The organism is Ruegeria sp. AG1 (assembly GCF_056541705.1).
Genome location: NZ_JBQFYU010000007.1, coordinates 81826 through 104633 on the forward strand (window position 1 = coordinate 81826; position 22808 = coordinate 104633).

Sequence of the window (22808 nt, forward strand, 5' to 3'; positions counted from 1 at the left end):
CAACATTCGTTACAACTTGGGCAAAGAATGCGGAATTTTATAATCAAACACTCCTTGGTTTCACACCTTCGACCTAGATTTAGAACTGCCAAAAGCCCAAAATGATTGAAGACTGGTTAAACATTGAAGAAACAGATCATGGCGACCGCAAACGCCTGTACATGCTTGTTGAAAGAGAAGGGGGCCGCGCTACCGTCGAGGTCGACCTTATTAACCGTGTCCGCGGCCACTACGACGATCCCAAAAACATTTCTGACGACATCGCCGAGCTTGGATTTCCCGGAGCTGCTAACATTCTCCGTGAACGGATGCCACAAGATGCAAAAAAGCGTTCCGGTGAGGTTGGAGAAATCCTGGCTACCGAGTTTGTGGAGCACCAGACAAATTTTCGCGTTCCGGTTCGCCGTCTCCGCTACAAAGACGGTCGTGAAATGGCGCTGCGTGGTGACGATTTTCTTGGAATCGAGGCTACAGACAGGCGCCTGAACTACCTAAAAGGCGAAGCGAAAAGCGGTCGCAACATGGGTCGAGGAGTTATCACTGAAGCACGGGAACGACTAGGGTATGACGATGGCCGTCCGACTCCGATCTCGCTCCTTTTCGTTGCAGATCGATTGCTAGAAGGAAATGAAGTAGAAAAAGCGCTCGGTCGCGAAATCCGAAACGCGATGGGTAGGCGCACGATCCGCGCGCAGCAGGTAACGCACGGTCTGTTCACGCTGACAGGGAACGATCGCCGCGCGGAACTCGAAACTGATCTCAATGGTGTTGACGGCGATCACGGCTACATCTCAGTGAATTTGAGAATCGACGATCACCAGGAGTTCATTGCCTGGGTTTATGAAGAGGCGGAAAACCTTGGAGACGATTGACGAACTTCAGGAATTTATCGGTGCGGTCGCGCAGCCTAATATTCGCGGGCGACTGCTTGCCCGAGGCGAAGCCCGTGCGATCATCAGGCGACAAGGACAACTACCCGAAGGCGCGCCGCCGTTTGCAGTCACTCTCGATACCGATCTTTCTGAATATGGTTTTTCGTTGCTAAGGGCGTCGCTCGCGTTGCGCGAAAGCCAGGAAGGTGATGCGGACGTTTACCGCGACGGCTTTTTAAAAGCCGGAAATGCCTTCGAAGCACTTGTAAGAAATAGCTCGCCCGACGCGCTTCAACGCGGTTTCTGGCGTGTCATGGGCGCGGCTTCCTATCATCTAGCCGGGTACGCCGCGATGGCATACTCGCTAATGAGCCAGGCCGAGGAAGAGGCAAATCTCGCCCCGGCAGAGCGGGCCATTGTTAGATTGCTTCTAAGTGATCTCGGGACGCTTCGCCAGGAGTCCGAGGCGTGGTTAGGAAGCGAAGAACACAGCGACGATGCCGTTAAGGCAAAGTTAGAGGATGACGAAAGCGATTTTGATGACGCGTTCTCGATCATCCTTACCACGTCAGTTTTTCGCGCCTTCGCATTCTTCGAATTTGCAATATTGACCGGCAATGATGCGATGCGGGTTGAAGCCGCTTCGATCCTGCAGCGCAGTCTGCGTGTAGCAAGAAACGTTGGTGCGGTTTCAATGTGGTGGATCATACGGGTTGCGGTCAATTTGATTGACGATTTGTGGTCCAACAGCCTGCACCGCATCCTGCCTGAAGACGGGCCGGACGGGGCGGGCGACTATGACAATCTGCGTGAGATGTTTCTTGCGTCTCTTTATGCCCGCAGGACAGCTGAGGTAGAGCTTTGGCCTTCACAAATCGGTGCTGCACGGCGAGCGACCGATTTGGCGGACGATCTCGTCGTGGCCCTACCCACGAGTGCCGGAAAGACCCGCGTCGCAGAAATCTGCACGTTGATGTCGCTCAGTGCGGAGAAGCGGGTTTTGCTCGTAACGCCGCTACGGGCACTTTCGGCGCAAACAGAGCGTTCGTTCAGGAGAACATTCGGTCCCCTCGGTTTTTCTGTTTCCTCGCTCTACGGAGCAAGCGGCGCGATGCCTGGTGATCAGGACGCTCTGCGTTCACGCGACATCGTCATTGCGACACCGGAAAAGTTGGATTTCGCGCTAAGGAGCGACCCGGAGTTGCTCGATGATATCGGTTTGATAGTACTCGATGAAGGACATCTGATTGGGCCAAGTGAGCGCGAACTCCGCTATGAAATATTGGTGCAAAGACTGCTTCGACGGCAGGATGCTGATCAGCGGCGTATCGTGTGCCTGTCCGCTATTTTGCCGGACGGCGAGCAACTCGACGATTTGACAGCATGGGTCCGCAGCGATGCGGAGGGTGAGCCGGTGAAGTCAGGTTGGCGTCCCACACGTCAAAAATTCGGAACGCTGGCGTGGGCTGGACAGGGGGCACGCCTGACTTTCGATCTCGATGATGATGGACCTTTTATCAACAACTTCGTCACAGAGCAGCCTCCTATTGCTCCACGAAGAACGTCTTTTCCTAGAGATAATCCAGAGCTGACTGTCGCTGCTGCATGGCAATTCGCAGGGGAAGGTAAGCGCACGTTGTTGTTCTGTACGCAGCGCGATCATGTCGAGAGCTACGCGAAACGCATAGTCGATCTCGCACAGCGTGGCTTTATAGCTCCGCTTCTTGAGGAAGAGGACGCCATCGAGCGAGCGAAATCCGTTGGGGCCGAGTGGCTTGGTGCAGAACATCCCGCCGTCCGGTGCCTAGAGCTCGGGGTCGCAATTCACCATGCGCGGCTGCCAAACCCATTTCTTCGCGAAATTGAGCGCCTGCTCAACGAAGGTGTTTTGACTGTGACCGTTGCATCACCCACGCTTGCCCAGGGTCTCAACTTGAACGCAGCGGTCCTACTGGTGCCAACTTTGTATCGCGCGGGAATGCCGCTCACCGGAGAGGAATTTGCGAACGTCGCCGGACGAGCCGGTCGGGCGTTTGTCGATCTCGAAGGGCTCGTAATTCACGTCATGTTTGAACCTCAGCGTTGGCGAAGACAGGCGTGGCGCGAACTTGTGAACGCATCAAGAGCCCGGACGCTTGAAAGCGGACTCATTCAAATCGCAAGTGAAATTCTAAATCGGTTGGCCCGCAGTGGAACGCTGAATCGCGACGACGCGTTTGAGTACCTAGCCAATAACCGCGGTGCGTGGGACATCAATGTAGATGAGGAAGACGACGAACCTTTCGAACATCTTGTAGAAAAACTCGATCACGCGATCTTTGGACTTGTCGAAGCGCTGGATGCTGACGAAGCGGACTTGCCACAGCTAATTGACCAGGCACTAAACGGCTCGCTTTGGGCTCGCCAACTTGCCCGCCGCGGCGACGACTTGCGAGCACGCCAGCTCGAATTGTTCAGGTCTCGCTCGGTGCTAATTTGGTCTCAAACAACTGTGGACCAGAGGCGCGGGCATTTCGCCATGGGAGTTGGGCTTGAATCTGGATTAACCCTTGACGCGATGGCGGACGATCTCGCAATACTGCTCGACCAGGCTGACGAGGCGGCCCTGCCGGGTGATGCCGAAGTTCTAGTTGCGTCATTAACGGCACTGGCGGAGCACCTGCTCTCGATCCGACCCTTCGTGCCGGATGACCCCATTCCGGACGACTGGCGTGACATTCTCGCTGCGTGGATATCGGGAACACCTTTGTATGAGATTGGTCCGGATAGCATGCGCTTCATTGAGGAGGTCTTGAACTACCGCTTAATTTGGGCGCTGGAAGCCCTCCGCACTCGGCGTATAGCCCTTGGCTGGCAGCCGGAGACTATTGCCGGGACCGCAGCTGCCTGTCTCGAAACTGGTCTGCCACGCTACACAATGGCATTGATCGTTCGCGCCGGACTTCCTTCAAGGTCGGCGGCGCTCAACGCAATAGTCGATCAGGAACCGGTGTTCACTGACAACGATGGCCTTATTGCTTGGCTTGAAACCAACGAAATTGTCGCGCTGACGGATGGTGGGGAGTGGCCAACACCCGAGACAAACGATGTTTGGACAGCATTCAGGGAAGACATGCTAAATCGCACCAGTCAGCGTTGGACTTCCCGTGAATGGCGCAGAAATGTCGATCCGGCCACAAAGCAGATCGCGCCCGTTCCTGGTTTCCAGTATCGGGTTGAGGTTGATAAAACAGACAATTCTGTGTGGGTTTTAACACCAGACTTCGATCGAGTTCTCAAGTTGCGACGAACCATGGTTGACCGCGATCCAAGCGTGTTGCACGCCCGATTTGAACGAGGCAGCAATCAGGCAATCATCCGTCGTTTGGGGCGTTCACTCGCGAATTGGTCGCCGCGCTGACTGGGTATCAATTAACTGCCTTCAAGGAATGATTTAGCAGACGACCAACTTTTTGGTTAAACCCTTATGCCGCAAAAGAATTTTGCATACTCAATCGCTTTGCTGTTGGGCGGGTAGGTGGAAATTCTCTTAGAGAAATTTAGTAATAAACTCAATAAAAACAGTATCTTATGAAAAAAATTGGAGGCGAGTACCGGAATCGAACCGGTGTACACGGATTTGCAATCGATCTGTTGTAGGTGTTTGCGGATTTCTTCGCGGTAAAGTTGTTCGATGTCCAGCAAGTCTCTAAGCCCTTGTAACATATAGCACAATTTCTATAATCCCACATATTTTGATGGGTGTTGAATCAAGTTTGATGATAGCTTCATGCAGCTATGCAGACACCCACCAGCATCAAAAACGGCAAGAAACACGACGCCAAAACAAACGACCTGATCTGTGAGATTCAGGCCGCACGTGCCGCGTTGCGCGAAGCCGAAGATAAGCTGGCCAAGCATCTGCATTTGGAGAAGTAGCCATAGCCGGTGGGGGCCGGTGTGGCTGGCCTGAACTGACGCGAACCACCGGCAAAGAAAGACCCGGCAGCGCAGCAACGCCAACCGGGCCAACATAGGATTGTGAGTAAAAGATGACCCACAATAACAACTGTAACTGCCAACGGCAAACCCAGTGGATTCGGACCTTCACCAGCGGCTATGCGTACCGCGACTTTGACGGCAACTTGATCCAGCCCAAAGACCTGCCAGTGTTCGGTGATTTCCAAGGCACGGAACGCTTTGACCGGATCGATGGCATTTACCCCAACCGACAAGACGACCGTTATCTGAACGTGAGTGTCAGGGGCGACCGCAACGAATCCAACGCGTTTACAATGATCCTGCGGTCCGACCTTCACCAGATCGCGCCGGAATTGGCCGCAACCTTTCCGCTGCCGCAAGGGGAACAGTGATGACCAAGCCGATACCCGCAGCCCCGCAAATGCTCACGCAGGCCGAACAGGACCGTATACGGGCCGCAGCGATCCGGTTTGATCAATTACAGGCGCAGCCGATCCCGCCACTGCTGGATGGCCAATTGCCCGATCTGGCGCACGATACGATTGCGCTGGAAATGGGGCTGGTCGGATGGAACCGGGGGGCGCGGTATTGGCCGGAACGTGAACGGTTTCTGTTCTGGAATGACTCACACTGGGCCGAAGACGAAAAGCTGGCCAGTTACACCTACGTGCGATCATATCTGCGTCTCAAGGCTCGCCAGATCATCGAATGGGCCGCTGGGGTGGCACAGGCCGAGACGGATACCAAGAAGGCCGAGAAAACGCTTAAATGGGCCGCGCAGGCGGCAAAGGAACTGACCAGCAAGGCGACCGTCAACGCGATCCGCGAAATGATGAAGTCGAACCCCGACATGGTGGTGCTGTCGGATGATCTGGACAAAGACCCGTGGCTGCTGGGGACGCCGTCTGGCACCATCGATCTGCGCACCGGGGAACACAGGCTGGCCAACGCTGACGATCTGATCACACGTTGCGTTGCGGTCGATCCGTCCGCACCTGGTAATGCCGCACCACATTGGAACGCATTTCTACACACGGTCATGGCTGGTGATCAGGCGTTGATCGCGTTCCTGCAACGTCTGTTTGGCTACGCTCTGACCGGGCTGGTATCGGAACATAAATTTGCGTTCCTGTACGGCACGGGCCGCAACGGCAAAGGCACGTTCCTGAACACCGTGATGGACATTCTGGGGCCGTACGCCCGCAAGGCACCGGCCAGCGTGTTTCTCGAATCGAAGACGCCGGAGCATTCAACCAATCTGGCCGGTCTGGTCGGTAAGCGGTTCGTGTTCGGCAGTGAGATTCCGCGCGGTGCGTTCTGGAACGAAGTGCAGCTAAAAGATGCCACCGGGGGCGACGTGCTGACCGCACGGTTCATGCGGGGCGATTTCTTCGATTTCATGCCCCAGTTCCTGCTGGCCATCGCGGGCAACAACAAACCCGCGCTGCGCGGTGTGGACCCGGCGATCCGTGATCGTATCCTGATGATCCCGTTCACGGTCTACATTCCCCCTGACCAGCGCGATCCCGATCTGCCCAACAAGCTGCGTTCCGAAGCACCCGCAATCCTGCGTTGGCTGATCGACGGTTGCCTTGCGTGGCAACGTGACGGTCTGAACCCACCAGCGGCTGTGACGGCTGCTGTAGAAGATTACATGGCAGACGAAGACCTGCTGGGTACCTTCATTCGTGAACACGGGCGTGTGGACCTGACAGACACCCGCTGTGGTACACCAAAGGACCAATTCGTCAGCCGCTACAACGCGTGGCGTGTGGAAAATGGCATGCGTCTGATGTCCGCACCACAGATCAAGAAGGATATGGAAAGCCACGGGTACGCATCCAGCAAGATGCGTGTGGGTGAAATGACGAACAATGACAGCCCAATTTCATGTTTCAGAGGCGTTGAGTTACGACCTGCTGGTGTGGTGACGCCGCCCAGCGTGATGCCGTCGGTACCTACGATGCCACCCGGTTGCACACCACTGCCCAAAAAAATCCATTAAAATCAATGGGTGTTCCAATGTTCCAATCGCTATCTTATCAGACGTATGTATATACACATGATATGTGCGCGTCGCACGTATAATACTATACGTCGGATAAGGGAAACACTGGAACACTGGAAAACCCCCACCAACGGGATCCAAATCGGGCCACCACCAGCCACCACACCAGCCAAATCCACTAGTCAAACGCCTATAGGATACGAACCACACGACACGTAATCGACAGCCCACCAACCACCAACGGCAACGGACGATCAGGATAAGATATATTCGCAATGCTATAGGTGCCCCCTACCTATTTTGTCTGTGATGTCTTCGATCACGTCACGTGTGTGATCTGATCACGATGCGTTGCGTGACGTTCGAGTGTGATGGCGACCGATGCCGCCAAACTCTGGGGGAGGGTATCACCAAACATCGTTGGGGGTCGTGCCACCGCGCGGGGTCCAAAATTTCTAACTCTAACCGCCGATTTCGCTCATCGTATTGCAACTTAGTTGCGAAATTTTGGATATAAGCGCAATATATCTGGAAAATCTACTACCAAATTACGTCGAATTACATGCATTCAGATCGGATCGCGCAACATGGCACCACGTAAGCAAAGATCAGACAGCATTCCGGCAATGCGTGAAGAATTAGCCAAGCCACACGCCGAAGACATTGCGGTGCCGGACCTACCCGGCGCGGAAATGCTGGACGGGTTCGGGCGCGATTGCTTGGCCCGCCTGTACCGAGAAAATGCGGAACACTGGACCGAAGCCGATATGCTGATGTTGGTGGAAGCCGCCGCGACACAGCAGCAAATGCACGCGAACCGCTTCGTGGTGATGACGACACCGCCAACGATCCAGCACGCCAACGGCACCATCGGAAAGAACCCGGCGCACGTCTATCAGTTCGAACTGACGCGCCAATTGCAAACGCTGCTGCGCGATCTGGGCATCCGGTCGAAAGACGTTCTGAACGACCGCCAGAAAAGCCCGCTGGATAACACCAAACGCCAGCGACACCGCAAGACCATCGGTGCCAAACCGGTCGCAACACACGAAGACGGATCGCCAGATTGGAACAGCTTGAGAATCCAATAGCTGACCGCGTGCCGGATCGGGCGTGGTTTGTTGAGCACTTAATGGGTGGTCACTGGCCACCGCCTGAAGGGCCAGGACGCCTGCATTACTTCCGCGTCATGAACGACAATCTTGAAACGGTTGCTCACTTCCTGCGTGGTCACGGTCTGATGGACGCCTTGCCGTGGGATGAACTGAACGACGTTAACAACGGGCGCATCTGATTGAAAGGCCGATCACACTGGGCCGACAATTGATGATCGGCCGAGTCGTGTTAGTACACCCGCCATCGCCCTAAGACTATCCGGCAAGGGCCGATTACTTGAAGGTCATTGAAGCGGCGTTACTTACAACAGAAGGACGTAAGTGCCTTGAACGAACCTAGCCGTCCAGTTCCCTGCAACCGAAAATAGCGGCAGATAGCGTGGAATTGAGCCTAAGTTGCGCAACGTCTCACAGCGAATGCCTAGTAGCAACGGTGACGAGGTTCGAGGGAAAATAATCGTCAGGAACCCGGTGTGAAAACCATCACAGTTACCTGTAACCTCTATCAAATAAAGGCGAAACGCTCTTAACACTAGGTCGAAAACTTGGAGTCGTTGACTATTAGCTTTTGTTTCATGCGAATCAATTCAACAATGAAGTCTCTTTCTGCCGTCAGACGATGGCCTTCGTTGACAAGATGCAGCCGAATACCATGCTCGGTGCAGTATTCCACGACATTTCGTGCTGGAATCAACTGATCCTGAAAGCCATGAATTATGTCCACAGAACGAGCGTTCGGCACGGGAAAATCACTCCCGTAGAAATCCTTCCGAATACCTATCGGAGGAGACAATAAAACCATGCCACCGGGGGTGTCGCTAAAGTGTAGCCGTGTCGCTGACGCGCAGATGAAAGCACCTCGGCTTGAACCTACAAAAATGGCTCCGGGAAGCACCACGTTGCTCGATTCTATACTTCGAGCTAGGTCACAGGCCATTTGCTCAATCGAAGACTGTTCGTCGAACCTCGGAGCCAAGACGTTAATACCTTCATCTTCAGCGAACTTTCTGATCGCGCTGACCTTCATTCCTTTGTTTGGGTCGCCTCCAACGCCATGGCAGTAGACTATTGTTACTGGATGCCGCTTGGTCATAACTCCACTCCACGTGAGAAAAATCCGTCACTTTGCAGGCCGTCAATTGATCGGATGGTATCTGCTACATCTGTCGGCAATCCATATAACACTTGTTCAGGATTTACAGGGGCCTTCAGTTTGATTTCACCAGCCAAAGCGTGCAGAAGTTTTGCCAGCCAAAACTGAATAGCTATCAAGCGTAGTGCACGAATATCGCCTGACTCGATTGCGCCTTCAAAAATTGAAGTCCCCCCATAGTTCGAAACATCTAACACGTAGTCCTCCAACGGGCGAAGCCAGTACCGAAATTCCTCATCTTTCGTATAAGATGTGAAAAATTCTAGAAAGGAGCGGCAGCGGCTCTCTTCATTATGCCGTTCCGTCAGCAGTTCCCCTATCGAGTGCTGAAATTGGCGGTGCAGAGAAAATGCGTCACGAACCTTGGAAGACCTGCTTTCATGCTCTTGAAAAACGTGATCAATACTCTCGCACTTATTCCAAATCTCCTTAAACTGAAATGCTCTCGAGATACTCGAAACCGCTTTGGAAACTTCAACGCTTCTTTTCTTACTAGGCGAGTAAAAATAGCCTGCCTGTTTATTCACAATTTCTAACCAACAAAAAAACTTTCCAAAAAGAAATATTGAGCTAAAAATAAAGTATCCCTTGTTTCTTGGATCATTAGAAAAGCCTTCACCTTGCATAGCTTCTTCAAAGTACTTTGAATTTAGCCAATCTAAAGCGTAAGCGTCTCGTATCTTGCCAATCCTATCGTACAACTCCACGGAGGCATCAAATAGTGGGTAGAACAGCTTTCGAATTTCTTCTTCTTCAGTGCTTTTTCTATCTTCTTTGAGCTGTCTAGCCATTACATGGTACGCAACGAATGCTCCAGGTAGTGACCCGGCTAGAATTAGGACAACTGAAGGTGCAACATTGTTCAACAAGCCTTTTGCGGCTTCGAATATTTGAGCCCAATCAGCCATCTATGAACCCTTTTTGAAGCAAAATTAAATTGCCAGTTGTGGCGTCACGACGTTGACTATATCTAGTTAGAAAATAATTCGGGGCGTTGAATGTACTTAAATCAATTAGCTTATACTCGTCCTCGGCAATGCTTTTGACGTCTGCCTGATTTTTGACCTTCGAAAACCCTGCCTGAAAGAGAGACTCGATCATGCTGGTGTTCGAAGCAGAAAGAATGGAGTACTGCTTAGATATATGCTTTAAAGAAAACTTGATAAGTTTGCATGCTACACCCGTCCCGCGAAAGTCGCGGGCAACGAAAGTTGCGCACCTTCGGCCAGATGGCTTTATATAACAACCAGTGCAAATTTCACCACAGGGTTGTTCGCGCCCGACAAACAGAAGACACCTGTTCTCATAAAACCGTTTCATGTGGTAGTCTATGCCAAAGCTATTATCATAGTGTTCGCTTACCTTTGACAAAAAGTCTTCCGCAAGACTTTTGGATACTTCATCAAAATCAGTCTTACTGAACAACACTTATTTCTTCCTCTGCTTTTGCCAAGCCGAGATAAGCTCCGGAAGTTTTTTCTGCTCATTAATACAGCCAGGCCACCTATCCGTTAAGATCACTCGTGAGCTGAATGGGTTTTTTACTACCAATAAGCTATTTTTGGCGTTCTGTTTGACCAGCCTTTCAACAAAGAGACCCAACGCGGTTTCTAGATTGTCCCCGGTTGATTGACTGGGATTCCATGTGCTTCTCAAAAAATGCAACAAAATAAATGATGGGATTTTCTTGACTTGGTTGTCTAACAAAAAGTCATTAATTCTCTTAATTTCTCTGAAAGTGACAGAGAAATCATTTAAACAGTTGACGCCCCCCGGAGTTACAACGTCACCGTTGCACAATACTCTAAAGTATGACGCGGTGTCAGAGTTGGCTTCCGCTATCCACGAAGTGTAAGGAAAGGGGCACGAATACTTACCTTTGATGCCATTAGGTGCTGTACACCTTACAAGGCCACGGTCGTTACACTTCGTAGCTACAGACACGTCAAGCTTAACACCATGTATTTGAAAAATATAACAGTTCGGCCTTTCCTGAACTTCAAAGCCAGATTGAACCATTTTCGGTATTACGGTCTCAAGGCAAGCCTCAGAATCTTCGTCGAAAACTAATGTTAAATCCAATTCTGGATCGTCTTGTGCAGTAAGACCAAAACAGACGGTGCTTCCCTTTGGTATGATTGAGCAACGCAGGTCTACCTTACTCAATTCAACAAAGAGCTTCCTGTTTGCCACGGCGATACTTTGATAGACGGATGGTTCAATTTTTGTCTGCACTTTCGGGCAATCTACAGGCACTCTCCTTGCGTCGTACGTAGCACTAAAGCACCAATGTGGTGTCGTGGGCAAGCAAGGTGAAATTTTAGACTAATATTTGTTTGACGTACTTAAGTGTATTCGGACTCTGCATACCTAATTTTGGCTGCCGTGATTGGAGCTTGAAATGGCTTGTTTTGCAACTCCTTAGCTTCGGAACGGAGTCCTAGGATAGGTCGAGTCACTAGCCCAATCAACCTGTATTTTGGGATCAATACTGATTGCAGTGCGCTGAGGATCGGATCGGAGCGGGCCAAAAGGCGCATCAGAAGTGTTCCAAGTTATGAAGCTAGTGGCTTCTCTTGCATAAGGTTGAAACTGTTCGCGACGCCACCGGTTCAATTCTCCCAGCAATCTGGCAGTCAGTTTACTTGGTGGCGGGCGTTTTCCAATAATGCAAATGGTTTGGGTGGGTGCTGGTCTTACCATCCGCGCGGACATCAAAGTACGTTAATACAGTCCCAGAGTTGCCAAACAGAACGTCTCCACTTTGATGAAGCAAACCCAGATTTCTTTTTGGCGATCACCATAAAGAATAAGTTCGCCGGTCAGTGGAAACTCAATTCCAAGAGGGGTAACACCGTCTATGTCCGCATCCTCGTCGCGCAGCCACTCGACGCCTTTAGCATGGATGATCTTGTTACATGTTTCGCGTATGCCCAGTGGTTCCTTTTCCACGTTCTCCTTGCTAAAAGCTGCCCAAATCTCACTGGGACTTTCAGGAAAAGGTTCAGGCGGTTTTCCTTTGAATGGTTCTTTGACAGCCATAAGCAGTGCGCAGTAGGCATCTTCATTAGGATTGAGCGGTTCATTGTCCAGACTGTTCCGAACAACAACGGCTAGATTCAAGATGATGCGGGAGGCTTCGGGTTCTTCACCGTTTCGAAGATGCGCCATGCCGCCAGCGGCTCGAAAATTTGGATGCTCTTGTTCTGGTGTTTTTTGACGATAACCCAACATAACTTCGTGCAGGCGTTCAGATGAGTATAGGATCTGCAAGAGGCGCATACACTCCCGTTCCAAAATCGGTGATTCAAACAGGAAAGGTTTTGGCCCACTCATCAGCATTCGTCCAAATTCTCAGATTACCAATTCATTCAGGCTAGGCTGAGTTGAGAACACTTTTACAGATTGCACGACCCGGTGTCTGGTGCCAATTGAAGCCGGGCCGTGTGTTTGGGCATTCAAGAGCCGGGCGGAAACAACATCGCTTCCCATTGTTGGACTATCTCTCGACGCTGTGACAGTCGCTTTGCGCGGTTGTAGGTCCGTGCAACGCCACGTGCCGTGGCACTGGCCACATGGTTCAGCAGCCTGTCTACATCGGCCTCATTCTCACCCGCTTCGCACAGGTGCGTTGCCATGGACCTGCGTATGTCCCGAAGCTGAAAAGACAGCGGGATACCAGCCGACCGGAACCAGCGGCGTTTGAAATGGGCCGTGGTCGCAACACCAGCGAATAGGTTTGGCATGATACCACCCAGCACAAACCCCTTTGGACCGAGCGGTACAATATGGGGCATGCCGTTTTTTGATGACGGCAGGTGCATGTCCATCCCGTTCAGTCGGCTTGGGCAAAACCGCATCAGGTCTGAATGCCTTTGGCCGGTCAGGATCAGCAACTGAGCGTATTGTGCCCATACACGGCCCTGATAGGGCGCGGCGTCATATAGGCTGCGCAATTGTCGGATCGACAGCACGTTATCGCGCGGCTGTTCCTTACCACCCATGAGAGTCGGATATAGGTCTGCCCAACCCATTGCCCGACCGTATTTCCAGAAGTGGGTCAGTGCAGATCGGTAGCGGTTCCGAGTGGCACCTGACCAACGTGTAAGCATGTCGGACATATTAGCATTGGTGATGGATGCCATGTCATCAGACAGGTGCTTTTTCAGCACGCGAGTCAGTTGGATATGGCGTTCATTACCCGTCTTGAGTGTATCCAGATGGTCAGTTTTGTAACGCTCTAAGGCGTGCTTGATCAGCATGGGCGTTCCTCTAAATCCGTGAACATGGCCCTGCTGACAACCGTCAGGGTTATTTTCCTCAGCCAAATTAATGGCTTGAGAAGTGGAGGCGAGTACCGGAATCGAACCGGTGTACACGGATTTGCAATCCGCTGCGTCACCACTCCGCCAACTCGCCTTTTCAAGTAAAATCAAATACTTGCCGTGGTGTGATGGGCGTTTTAGCAGCTTTCATCGGGGGCGTCCAGAGGATTGGCGCCGATTTTGGGCCGCAAATCAATATTTGTAGGGTACCGGTCGAAACGGATCGTGAACCAGGCTTGCGGCATCTGGGCCGTTGTCGAGTCAGGTCGAGTGTGGCACAAGCCAATTACCCAAGGGATTGAAAAGAGAGATCAGATGTCAGATTTCGCAGCCCGGCGCCGCACCATGGTTGATACGCAGGTACGACCCTCGGATGTGACCAAGTTTCCAATTATCGACGCGATGCTGTCCGTTCCGCGTGAAAGCTTTGTGCCAACTGCACAGCGCGAAGCGGCCTACGTCGAAGGGTTGATCGATCTGGGCAGCAACCGCTGCATTCTTGAGCCGCGCACGCTGGCCAAGATGTTGGATGCGCTGAATATCTCGAATGACGAAATGGTTCTCGATATCGCCCCGGCCTATGGTTATTCGACCGCTGTCGCCGCGCGGATGGCACAGCTGGTGGTTGGTGTCGAATCTGACGAACATCTTGCCTCTGAGGCGCAAATCGTGCTGACCGAAGAAAACGTCGACAATGCCGTCATTCATGTCGGTCCTCTTGAAGAAGGGGCTGCCGAGCATGGCCCTTATGACGTGATTATGATACAAGGCGGTGTCGAACAGGTGCCCGACGCGGTGCTGGACCAATTGAAGGATCAGGGCCGGATCGCCTGTCTGTTTGTGGATGGGCAACTGGGTACGGTTCGCATCGGTCGCAAGGCCGGTGGCGTGGTCAGTTGGCGGGATGCCTTCAACGCCAGTGCGCTGGTTTTGGACGGTTTTTCCAAAGAGTGTGCATTTTCGCTATAGTCCGCTGACTGTTGTTTCCACCACCTTGATTAGTTGAACATAAAGACGCAAACTGCCGGAGAGGCAGCGTAATTTCGATTTGAGAGGATTTGGTATGCGTGGAAAGACAGCGGGAAAGCTGGTCAAAGCGCTTGCAGTGACTGCGGCCATTGCCCTGAGTACTGTTCCCGGACGGGCCGTCTGGGCTGACAATCTGACAGATGCGTTCATCGGAGCGTATAATACCAGCGGTCTGCTGGAACAGAACCGAGCCCTGTTGCGGGCGGCGGATGAAGACGTGGCAATTGCGCTTTCCGCGCTGCGCCCGATCATCAATTGGACGGTTCAGGTCAGTCAAGATTACACGAGAACAAGAACTGACTCCGTTAGAACAAGCACCGACCCGTCGCGTTTCTTCTCGGGCCTGACGCTTAGCCAGCTTCTGTATGATGGCGGGGCTTCGGTGCTGGGCAAGCAGTCCGCACAAGAAACGGTTCTGTCTACGCGCCAGTCGCTGATTGATATCGAACAGCAAGTTCTTTTCCGGGCCGCAACCGCGTATCTGAGCGTCCTGCTGCAAGAGGAAACGGTTCAGATTCGGCAAAACAACGTCGATCTGTCGAGCGAGGAACTTCGCGCCTCAAACGACCGCTTCGAAGTGGGTGAGGTGACGCGGACCGACGTCGCGCTATCCGAGGCGCAGCTGGCCAGTTCGCGCGCGGATCTTGCGGATGCCAGAGGGGATCTCAGCACCGCTCAGGCCGAGTATGTTAATGCGGTCGGCAAGTTGCCGGGGCGTACGGCTGGGCAGCCGGGGCTTCCGAATCTCCCACGCTCGCAATCCGAGGCAATCAGCCTCGCGCAACGCAATCACCCGGCGATTCTATCGGCTCAGCACCAGGTGCGGGCGCTGGATTTGATCGTCCAGCAACAACGCGCCAACCTTGGGCCCAATGTCAGCCTGAACGCGGATGCGGGTGTGACGCAGCGATATGACAATGATGATTACATCAACGACGCCACTGTTTCGCTGAACTTCAACCAGCCGATCTATGCAGGCGGTCGTCTTGCAGCCAACGTACGTCGCGCGATGGCAACCCGGGATTCGTCGCGGGCCAATCTGCTGAACGTGCAGAAGAACATCACGCAAGGCGTGACAGATGCCTTTGTTCGGTTCCAAACGGCAACGGCCAGCCTGACGGCCTCGACCGAGCGGGTCCGGGCCTCGCAAGTGGCCTTTGACGGGATTCGCGAAGAGGCGACGCTGGGCGCGCGAACCACGCTGGACGTGCTGACCGCTCAGCAGGATCTTCTGGATGCCCAATTGGCCGAGGTGGCCTCGCGCACGGAACGGTCATTGGCGGCATACCAGCTGCTGCAGGCGCAAGGCCTTCTGACGGCTGAACGTCTGGGGCTTGCGGTGCAGATCTATGATCCGACGCTGTACTACAATCTGGTCAAAAAGGCTCCGGCGCAGGTCAGCAAGCAAAGCAAGGATCTGGATCGCGTTCTCAAAGCGTTGCGGCGGGACTGATCTATACTACTGGTTGTGACGCCCGATGTGTTTGGCTACACTTGGTCTCAAGAATAGAGCGGTAGAGAACAATGTCGGATAGCGTCATGACCTCAGGTATCGAGGATGTACTGTCGTCGGTAAAACGACTGGTGAGCGAAGACGGTCGCAAAGTGTCGGATGCCGATACTGCGACCGCTCCACGCAAGCCGGGCCGATTGGTCTTGACGGACGCGCTGCGCGTTGGTGACGCGCCAAAATCCGAACCCATGAAACTGGATCCCAAATACAGTCCCGAGGATTCGGCCAAGCCGATGCTCCTGCGGGCCTGTGATATTGTTCAGCCGGGCGACGCAGCCAATCAAGATGGTGCTGAGGCGGTCGGCGACGAGACCCCGTCGGAAAACTTATCTGGCAGCCTGAGTGCGAAGATTGAAGCCCTGGAGGCCGCCATCGCGCGAACCGAGGACCAATGGGAGCCGGACGGAGACAGCGACGACGCGTATTCCGGCACGCCCTCGAAGGCGCTGCATTGGATACCTGCGCCCACCTTTGAAGAAGAGGACGCCGAGGATGTGGATGCGCCCTCAGGCGAGGCGGATGCCGCGACAGAAGAACCGGCGACATTCGTTCGGCACGGGGATACTCCTAAAGCAGACCCAGTGGAAGACGACGCGCTTGAGGAAGCGATTGAGGACGAGATCGGGTTGTCTGCTTCCGAGGAGGAGGCCTTGCGTGAGATGATCGCCGAGGTTGTCCGGTCCGAGCTACAGGGCGCCTTGGGGGAACGCATCACCCGCAATGTGCGCAAGATGGTTCGGCGCGAGATTCATCGCGCGCTGACCACCAAAGAGCTGGAATAATCGCTCAGGCCCGTTGCGGCGTCTGAGCAAGCTCCAGCAGCAGATCCAGATCCATATGCTGTTCAAGATGGTCTGCCAGATCATCCAGCGCCTGTTCGACGCCGTCTTCGTATGCGGTCTCGGAGGTGACACCCAAACCCGACAGATACTGCGCGCGGAAAACATCGGACGAGAAAATCCCGTGGAGATAGCTGCCCAGTATGCGCCCATTGGCACTGGCGGCACCCTCAGGGCGTCCTTGCACCTCAAGCCAGGCACGGGCGCAATCGGGCCCTTCGGTCCGGCCCATGTGAATCTCGTAGCCGCTGACGGGTTCGCGATTGGGTAGGGCGCAAGCTTCGGTCAGGGTCACTTGTTTCTTACCCGCCATGACCGTGTCAACGTCCAGCAGTCCAAGGCCCTCAACCGTGCCAGGGCGGCCATCCACGCCTTCGGGGTCTGAGATCGTTTTCCCTAGCATCTGATATCCGCCACACAGACCCAAAACGTGACCACCACGGCGCACATGCGCGTATAGGTCGATATCCCAGCCCTGCTTCCGGAAATAGGTCAGATCACCGATGGTCGATTTACTGCCGGGCAACAGCACCAGATCGGCATCACCGGGCAGAGGGCGGCCTGCGGGGATGATCTCGACGCTCACACCGGGTTCGGCGGAAAGCGGGTCCAGATCGTCGAAATTGGCCATGCGCTCCAGCTGAGGCACAGCGACCTTGCACGCCCCGCCGGTGTGTGAGCGGATGTCCATCATATCCTCGGCGGGCAGCTTCCACGCATCGTGGAACCACGGCACCACGCCCAGACAGGGCCAGCCCGTGCGTGCGGCTATATCGTCGCGGCCCTCATCAAACAGCGACACGTCGCCTTTGAAGCGGTTCACGGCAAAGCCTTTGATCATCTCGAGATCGCCGCGGTCCAGCACGGCCTGAGTGCCCACGATCTGCGCAATCACACCGCCCCGATGAATGTCTCCGACCACCACCACCGGCACACCGGCTGCGCAGGCAAAGCCCATATTGGCAATGTCGCCTTTGCGCAGGTTGGTTTCCGCCGGGCTGCCCGCGCCTTCGATCAGCACCAGATCGGCGTCGCTGCACAGCCTGTCGAAGCTTTCCAGCGCGGCCCCCAGCAGTTTTGATTTGTCCTTGCGGTAATCGCCGGCCTTCATCGTGCCTGCGCGCTGGCCCTGCACGATGATCTGCGCGCCGGTATCCGTTTCGGGTTTTAGCAGGATCGGGTTCATATCCGTATGCGTCGGGCGTTTGGCTGCGCGCGCTTGCAGGGCCTGTGCGCGTCCGATCTCGCCTACGTTTTCCGTCACAGCCGCGTTGTTCGACATGTTCTGCGGCTTGAACGGGGCGACCCTCAGACCGCGCCGCGTGAACGCCCGCGCCAACCCGGCAACCAGAACCGATTTGCCGACATTGCTGCCGGTGCCTTGAATCATGATGGCGCGAACCATGGGTGTCTCCTATACGTTGAGGGCAAATGACCTGATTTGACGCCAAAGGGAAAGCCCCAGATGAACACGCCTGCGCATCTTTTGATCGGTGCAGCCGCCTTTGCGCGCCCTGCACGCGGGCGCATACTTTGGGCGGCTGTGCTCGGGTCGCTTTTGCCAGATCTGTCGCTGTACCTGATGGCGGGGGTATCGCTGCATATTCTGAACATCCCGCCCCATGTGGTGTTCGACGAGTTGTATTTTTCACCGCAGTGGCAGACGGTTTTCGCCATCGACAACTCGTTCATCCTGTGGGGGTTGGCACTGGCGCTGGGGCTTTGGCGGGGATGGCGAGTCCTGACGGTCGCGGCATCGGCAGGGCTATTGCATATAATGATGGATTTCGGGCTGCATGCGGGGGACGGGCGCCCTCACTTCTGGCCACTGAGCGATTGGGTCTTTCACAGCCCGGTCAGCTATTGGGACACGTCGCATCACTCGATTTGGGTTATGCCGGTGTCAATTGTGCTATGCGTCGGCTCTTATGTCGTGCTTTGGAGCAGGGGGCTGTCGATATCCGCAAAGCTCTTCTTCGCGCTGTTGCTGGCGGCCGAGATTTGGGTCGCACGGCAATGGGTTCTGTTCTTCTAGGCAGAGCCAAAGAAAAACGCGCCCCAAAGTCTGGAGGCGCGCTTTTTCGTAGTGAAATCGCCTTGGATCAGGCGGCTTCGGCTTGTTGGGCGGCGTTGCGACGCTCGCTTTCTTCGCGTGACAGGGCGACGGAAGTCCGCACACCTCGGCCAACGAAGTCCATCAATCCGCTAACAACCCGCTCGTTCGGGTCGATACCCGCGCAGGACAGCACCTCGCGACCATCGCGCGAGCGGGCCCAGCGGGCGATTTGTTCGGGGCCATTGCCGTATTTCTTGTCATCGGCGATGGCATCATCCAGTGCGGCCAGCACAACAGCCGCGAAAAGTTTACGCGCACGATTGCCTTGCTCATTGTTAAAGGCAGTGCCGTCAACGAAATCTCTCATCTCGTCTTCCTTGTTGTTCTTGCTCTTGCATTTTCGGCGTGACGGTCCTTATGACCTATTAGCTCCGATTCGGATACAGCTAAAATGCATAGTTGCGTTGCGTCATTTGCATGGCTTGCTGCATGTGCAGCACTAGGTGTCGTTGTCTTGTCAGGGATGGTCCTGCCAGATATAGGGACGACAACTGACGCATCAACCGTTTGTGAAGGAATTATGTCATGCCCAAGATCAATGGGAACGAAATTCGCCCCGGCAACGTGCTTGAGCATAATGACGGGCTGTGGGCGGCTGTAAAAGTAGACCACGTAAAGCCCGGTAAAGGCGGTGCTTTCGCACAGGTCGAATTGCGCAACCTGCGCAACGGGTCAAAACTGAACGAACGGTTCCGGTCGGCGGATAAGGTCGAGCGTGTTCGGCTGGAGCAGAAAGATCAGCAGTTCCTGTACGAATCTGATGGCATGCTGGTGTTCATGGATGCAGAGACCTATGAGCAGATCGAACTGCCTGCCGACCTGCTGGGCGAGCGTCGCCCGTTTCTGCAGGACGGCATGACCATCGTGGTCGAGTTCTACGAATCCGAGGCGCTGAACGCCTCGCTGCCACAAAAGGTCACCTGCCAGATCGTTGAGACCGAACCGGTGGTCAAAGGTCAGACGGCTGCGAACTCGTTCAAACCGGCGGTTCTGGACAATGGCGTGAAGGTCATGGTGCCTCCGTTCATCGGTCAGGACGAGATGATCGTCGTGAACACCGAAACCATGGAATATTCTGAGCGCGCCTGATCGCCGACCGTGTGTATTGAAAAAGACCGCGCTAGCCTGCCGCTGCGCGGTCTTTTTATGTGCGGTGGCGATAGCGTGTAGGGTCGGGGCCAAACAGCTCTAGCATCAGCTCATATTTGATCCGGTTGGCGCTGACTTGCCGGTAGAAGGCGATTAGGAAGGCCGTGGGTCCCTGAATGCGACCGAGGCCACTGGTGGCGGCAACAACGGTCCCCACATCGGTTTTGCCTTCAAGCACCAGCCAGCCGCCCAACATTAATATTCCAACGGTGCCCGCGCCGTTGATCACGCTCAGCAAGAACTTGGCCGAAAGCTTCCACAGAAACATTCGTTTGCGGGTTTCATAGATGTCGTCGAAGAGGGCGTTGATATCCTGCTCAACCGCTTCAAGGTCCTCGGTCGTTAGCTGATCTGTCGCACTGCGCAGGATGCGGACGCGTTCGGCCACGAAGACATTCACTTTGCGCTGCGAGACCAGAACGATGATGATCTGCGGCGCGATCATCGAAAAGGCGATCAGGCCCAGCCCCGGCTGCGTGGATGAGATATAGCCGATGACACTGATCAACGTGCCGATCTGGACCACCGGGTCCGAGAACGCGCCGCCTGCGAATTTGCCCAGCTCCTCCGCCTCGGCCGAGATTGCCGTGGTCATGGTGCCCTTGCGCACGCTCTCGCCGGTTTCGTTGATGTCTGAAGACCGCCAAAGCAGGCGTTGGCGGATCAAGCGGATCATGTCCTCGCCCAAAGTACCCGCGCGGTAGCCCAGAACCCATTTCAACGCGAGGCTCAGCAAGATCACCCCCATCATGCCAAGCCCCAGATAGACCAGGCGTTCCGCCCCAACATCGAGCGAGGTCAGATGGTTGACGATTGCGCGTTGAAACTCCAGCGGAACAGCGGCCAGAGCGGCCACGGCCACCGAGAGTAGGATCAGTAGAATCTGACGCCCGGCGCTTGCGCGCCAGATTGCGGAATAAAGTCTGAGCATGCGGGTATCCGGTTCATTCGAATAGCCGCACTGTGGCAGGGCAGGGACCGGGGTTCAAAGGGTCAGCGCTCAGACCGCTTTGGCCACGTGCCGATTGGGCAACAAATATCAGTCGATCAGACGGACCGTGGCCGCGTCGGCCTGCATGTCACCGGTTGCCCGATCAAAGCGCAGATAGGCGATGGCGTGGCCGCCCGATTGCGTAAACAGGGTGCCCACCGGCTTGCCATTGGCCTCAATCGCGCTGCCCACAGGGGCTGCCCCGTCGATGGCGACGCGACACAGTCCTTTGCGCAGCTCAGTCTTGTGTTTCATGCGCGCGGTCACTTCCTGACCAACATAGCAGCCCTTTTTGAAGTCGACGCCTCGCAGCGGCTCAAATCGGGATTCGAGGATATAGCTGTCGGGGTGCAATTCGACGCCGGTTTCAGGGATGCAATGGCGCACGCGAATTGCGTCCCAATCGGTACCATCATCGCTTTCTGTCGACGCGATGTAAGCCCGCCAGCCCAAGTCAGGATGACGCGGGTCAGGCAAGGCGCCCTCTGGCGCAGGCCCGGTGCCGCGCTGCAGGTTCAGATCCGAGACCTCGATCGCCACATCCGCCCGCAGCTTGTACATGCTCAGCCGTTTGATCAGGCCATCCGCCAACGACTCGGCCACGTCCAGCAACACGGCGTCGCCGTCGCGTTTCAGGAAGAAATCGGCCAGGTATTTGCCCTGCGGCGTCAATAGCGCGGCATAGACCAGCCCTGCATCCAGCCCGCTGATGTCATTGGTGATCAGGTCCTGCAAAAAGCTCTCGGTATCCGAGCCGGTCAGGCGCAGTATGCGGCGGGTTGGCATGGCGTGGTCCTTATCATCTGCCTCGGCCCCGAGATATAGGGAGTTTTGTGGCCGAGACCAGTGGGTTTCGGCGCTTTGCAACGCCTGAACTAGCTGTCCGCCTGCGCCTTGTTTGGACTGTCAGGCGCTGTATCGGTCACCTCCTGCGGCACGTCAGGATGCAGCGTTGTCCGCAGCTCGACAATGGATTTCCCCAATCGGAAGGGCGCGGCAAAGCTGACAAGACACAGCGCCACGATCTGCAGAACAAGAATGTGGGCGTTGGCCTGCAGATACTCCCATTCATCTTTCAGCTTGCTGACCTGCTCGATCAGCTCATCGTAGCTTTGGGCGAGGATCAGATAGTCTCCGGCAATTGCGGGGACTTTGCGGCGCAAATTGTCGATGGCGGTTTGGGTTTCGTCATCCAGCGAGGTGAAGACCAGAAACTGTTCAATATCGAAGGCATCGGCCTTTGCGGCCATTTCCTCCATCTCGTCCTTGTCTTGACGTCCGAACAGGAAGTGCAAACCCTGCAGGGGGGCGACCTCATTCGTGACGGCGATGAAAAGAGGCAGATCGGTATTGCTGGCAGTTGAGGCCGACAGAAACTCGACCTTTTCGCACAAGACACCGGTGTCGGGATCATAGGCCGGGTCGCAAAACCGCAACCGGAACCGCGCCGCATCGCGGTCAAAGGCCGAGGACGTCGCGTATGCCACATCTATCTGCCGATCCAGCCGCGAGCTGTCGGATGTATAAAGCCCTGCCAGGACGGCCACCAAGGCACCGATCCCCCCGAGGACGACCCAAACCAGATCGGCCAGCTTCCACGCCCTGTGCCCGGCCGGTTTGCGAAACAGAAAGCCCGTTCCAACCGATCCGATCAGGAAGAACATGATCAGCAGAGGCAATTGGTTTTCGGTCACAAATGTCATGAGACAAGTTTAAGTGGTCCGCCCTCTCACGCAAC

General features: G+C 54.8%; 22 protein-coding genes and 2 tRNA genes. 11 read left to right on the plus strand and 13 right to left on the minus strand.

Translation table 11 applies throughout. The features are described from left to right. Positions 1-101 precede the first annotated feature (101 nt). Together ACR0B5_RS12090 and ACR0B5_RS12095 are read left to right on the plus strand one after the other, a co-directional pair. Positions 102-872, plus strand: coding sequence for a Hachiman antiphage defense system protein HamA (locus ACR0B5_RS12090; RefSeq protein ID WP_480540675.1), 771 nt, complete (start codon positions 102-104; stop codon positions 870-872). Next, positions 859-4272 (plus strand): DEAD/DEAH box helicase, encoded by a 3414-nt coding sequence (locus ACR0B5_RS12095; protein WP_480540677.1) that lies wholly within the window; start codon positions 859-861, stop codon positions 4270-4272. The genes ACR0B5_RS12090 and ACR0B5_RS12095 overlap by 14 nt, the downstream gene beginning before the upstream one ends. A gap of 181 nt (positions 4273-4453) precedes the next feature. On the opposite strand, the gene ACR0B5_RS12100 is transcribed toward ACR0B5_RS12095, so the two are convergent. After that, positions 4454-4567, minus strand: a tRNA-Cys gene (locus ACR0B5_RS12100). Between the two features lie 82 nt (positions 4568-4649). Here ACR0B5_RS12100 and ACR0B5_RS12105 point away from each other — a divergent pair. The 4 genes from ACR0B5_RS12105 (at position 4650) to ACR0B5_RS12120 (ending at position 7931) form a co-directional block, all read left to right on the plus strand. Beyond that, complete coding sequence (locus tag ACR0B5_RS12105; protein WP_480540679.1) at positions 4650-4790, plus strand: hypothetical protein; 141 nt, start codon at positions 4650-4652, stop codon at positions 4788-4790. Positions 4791-4903: 113 nt separating this feature from the next. Then, on the plus strand, positions 4904-5224 hold the full coding sequence (locus ACR0B5_RS12110; RefSeq protein ID WP_480540681.1) for a hypothetical protein: 321 nt from the start codon (positions 4904-4906) through the stop codon (positions 5222-5224). Next, positions 5224-6837 (plus strand): DNA primase family protein, encoded by a 1614-nt coding sequence (locus ACR0B5_RS12115; RefSeq protein WP_480540683.1) that lies wholly within the window; start codon positions 5224-5226, stop codon positions 6835-6837. The genes ACR0B5_RS12110 and ACR0B5_RS12115 overlap by 1 nt, the downstream gene beginning before the upstream one ends. Before the next feature lie 629 nt (positions 6838-7466). Further along, a complete protein-coding gene (locus tag ACR0B5_RS12120) occupies positions 7467-7931 on the plus strand; it encodes a hypothetical protein (protein WP_480540685.1) in 465 nt (154 codons plus the stop codon). A gap of 556 nt (positions 7932-8487) precedes the next feature. On the opposite strand, the gene ACR0B5_RS12125 is transcribed toward ACR0B5_RS12120, so the two are convergent. The 7 genes from ACR0B5_RS12125 to ACR0B5_RS12155 form a co-directional block, all read right to left on the minus strand. Further along, complete coding sequence (locus ACR0B5_RS12125; RefSeq protein ID WP_480540687.1) at positions 8488-9048, minus strand: alpha/beta hydrolase; 561 nt, start codon at positions 9046-9048, stop codon at positions 8488-8490. Beyond that, the gene (locus ACR0B5_RS12130; protein ID WP_480540689.1) at positions 9045-10016 is read right to left on the minus strand and encodes a hypothetical protein; all 972 of its coding nucleotides are present in this window, start codon (positions 10014-10016) and stop codon (positions 9045-9047) included. The genes ACR0B5_RS12125 and ACR0B5_RS12130 overlap by 4 nt, the downstream gene beginning before the upstream one ends. Continuing rightward, positions 10009-10533: a hypothetical protein gene (locus ACR0B5_RS12135; protein ID WP_480540691.1), complete on the minus strand. Its 525-nt coding sequence runs from the start codon at positions 10531-10533 to the stop codon at positions 10009-10011. The genes ACR0B5_RS12130 and ACR0B5_RS12135 overlap by 8 nt, the downstream gene beginning before the upstream one ends. 3 nt (positions 10534-10536) lie before the next feature. Then, on the minus strand, positions 10537-11343 hold the full coding sequence (locus ACR0B5_RS12140; protein ID WP_480540693.1) for a hypothetical protein: 807 nt from the start codon (positions 11341-11343) through the stop codon (positions 10537-10539). Between the two features lie 489 nt (positions 11344-11832). Beyond that, positions 11833-12444, minus strand: coding sequence for a hypothetical protein (locus tag ACR0B5_RS12145; protein WP_480540695.1), 612 nt, complete (start codon positions 12442-12444; stop codon positions 11833-11835). 122 nt (positions 12445-12566) lie between these two features. Then, positions 12567-13370 carry a hypothetical protein gene (locus tag ACR0B5_RS12150; RefSeq protein ID WP_480540696.1) on the minus strand — a complete coding sequence of 268 codons (804 nt, stop codon included), beginning with the start codon at positions 13368-13370 and terminating at the stop codon, positions 12567-12569. Positions 13371-13453: 83 nt separating this feature from the next. Next, positions 13454-13527 (minus strand) — tRNA-Cys (locus ACR0B5_RS12155). A gap of 221 nt (positions 13528-13748) precedes the next feature. Here ACR0B5_RS12155 and ACR0B5_RS12160 point away from each other — a divergent pair. From ACR0B5_RS12160 to ACR0B5_RS12170, 3 genes are all read left to right on the plus strand, one after another. Further along, positions 13749-14402, plus strand: coding sequence for a protein-L-isoaspartate O-methyltransferase family protein (locus ACR0B5_RS12160; protein ID WP_480540698.1), 654 nt, complete (start codon positions 13749-13751; stop codon positions 14400-14402). A 94-nt stretch (positions 14403-14496) separates the two neighbouring features. Then, the gene (locus ACR0B5_RS12165; RefSeq protein WP_170465821.1) at positions 14497-15915 is read left to right on the plus strand and encodes a TolC family outer membrane protein; all 1419 of its coding nucleotides are present in this window, start codon (positions 14497-14499) and stop codon (positions 15913-15915) included. Between the two features lie 71 nt (positions 15916-15986). Continuing rightward, entirely contained in the window at positions 15987-16757 is a 771-nt protein-coding gene (locus ACR0B5_RS12170; protein ID WP_480540701.1) for a hypothetical protein, read from the plus strand. A gap of 4 nt (positions 16758-16761) precedes the next feature. On the opposite strand, the gene ACR0B5_RS12175 is transcribed toward ACR0B5_RS12170, so the two are convergent. Then, the gene (locus ACR0B5_RS12175) at positions 16762-18219 is read right to left on the minus strand and encodes a cobyric acid synthase (RefSeq protein ID WP_480540703.1); all 1458 of its coding nucleotides are present in this window, start codon (positions 18217-18219) and stop codon (positions 16762-16764) included. 60 nt (positions 18220-18279) lie between these two features. Between ACR0B5_RS12175 and ACR0B5_RS12180 the strand changes: the two genes are divergently transcribed. After that, positions 18280-18849 carry a cobalamin biosynthesis protein CobQ gene (locus ACR0B5_RS12180; RefSeq protein ID WP_480540705.1) on the plus strand — a complete coding sequence of 190 codons (570 nt, stop codon included), beginning with the start codon at positions 18280-18282 and terminating at the stop codon, positions 18847-18849. Between the two features lie 67 nt (positions 18850-18916). Here the strand turns inward: ACR0B5_RS12180 and ACR0B5_RS12185 are convergent, their stop codons facing one another. Next, a complete protein-coding gene (locus tag ACR0B5_RS12185; protein WP_108785849.1) occupies positions 18917-19237 on the minus strand; it encodes a DUF6280 family protein in 321 nt (106 codons plus the stop codon). A 218-nt stretch (positions 19238-19455) separates the two neighbouring features. On the opposite strand from ACR0B5_RS12185, the gene efp reads away from it, so the two are divergent. Then, complete coding sequence (efp, locus tag ACR0B5_RS12190) at positions 19456-20019, plus strand: elongation factor P (RefSeq protein WP_170374158.1); 564 nt, start codon at positions 19456-19458, stop codon at positions 20017-20019. Between the two features lie 55 nt (positions 20020-20074). Here efp and ACR0B5_RS12195 read toward each other — a convergent pair whose 3' ends face one another. From ACR0B5_RS12195 to ACR0B5_RS12205, 3 genes are all read right to left on the minus strand, one after another. Further along, on the minus strand, positions 20075-21010 hold the full coding sequence (locus tag ACR0B5_RS12195; RefSeq protein ID WP_480540707.1) for an ABC transporter transmembrane domain-containing protein: 936 nt from the start codon (positions 21008-21010) through the stop codon (positions 20075-20077). A gap of 108 nt (positions 21011-21118) precedes the next feature. Continuing rightward, positions 21119-21856 (minus strand): CAF17-like 4Fe-4S cluster assembly/insertion protein YgfZ, encoded by a 738-nt coding sequence (ygfZ, locus tag ACR0B5_RS12200; protein WP_480540709.1) that lies wholly within the window; start codon positions 21854-21856, stop codon positions 21119-21121. 89 nt (positions 21857-21945) lie between these two features. Then, on the minus strand, positions 21946-22773 hold the full coding sequence (locus ACR0B5_RS12205; protein WP_480540711.1) for a hypothetical protein: 828 nt from the start codon (positions 22771-22773) through the stop codon (positions 21946-21948). Positions 22774-22808 lie beyond the last annotated feature (35 nt).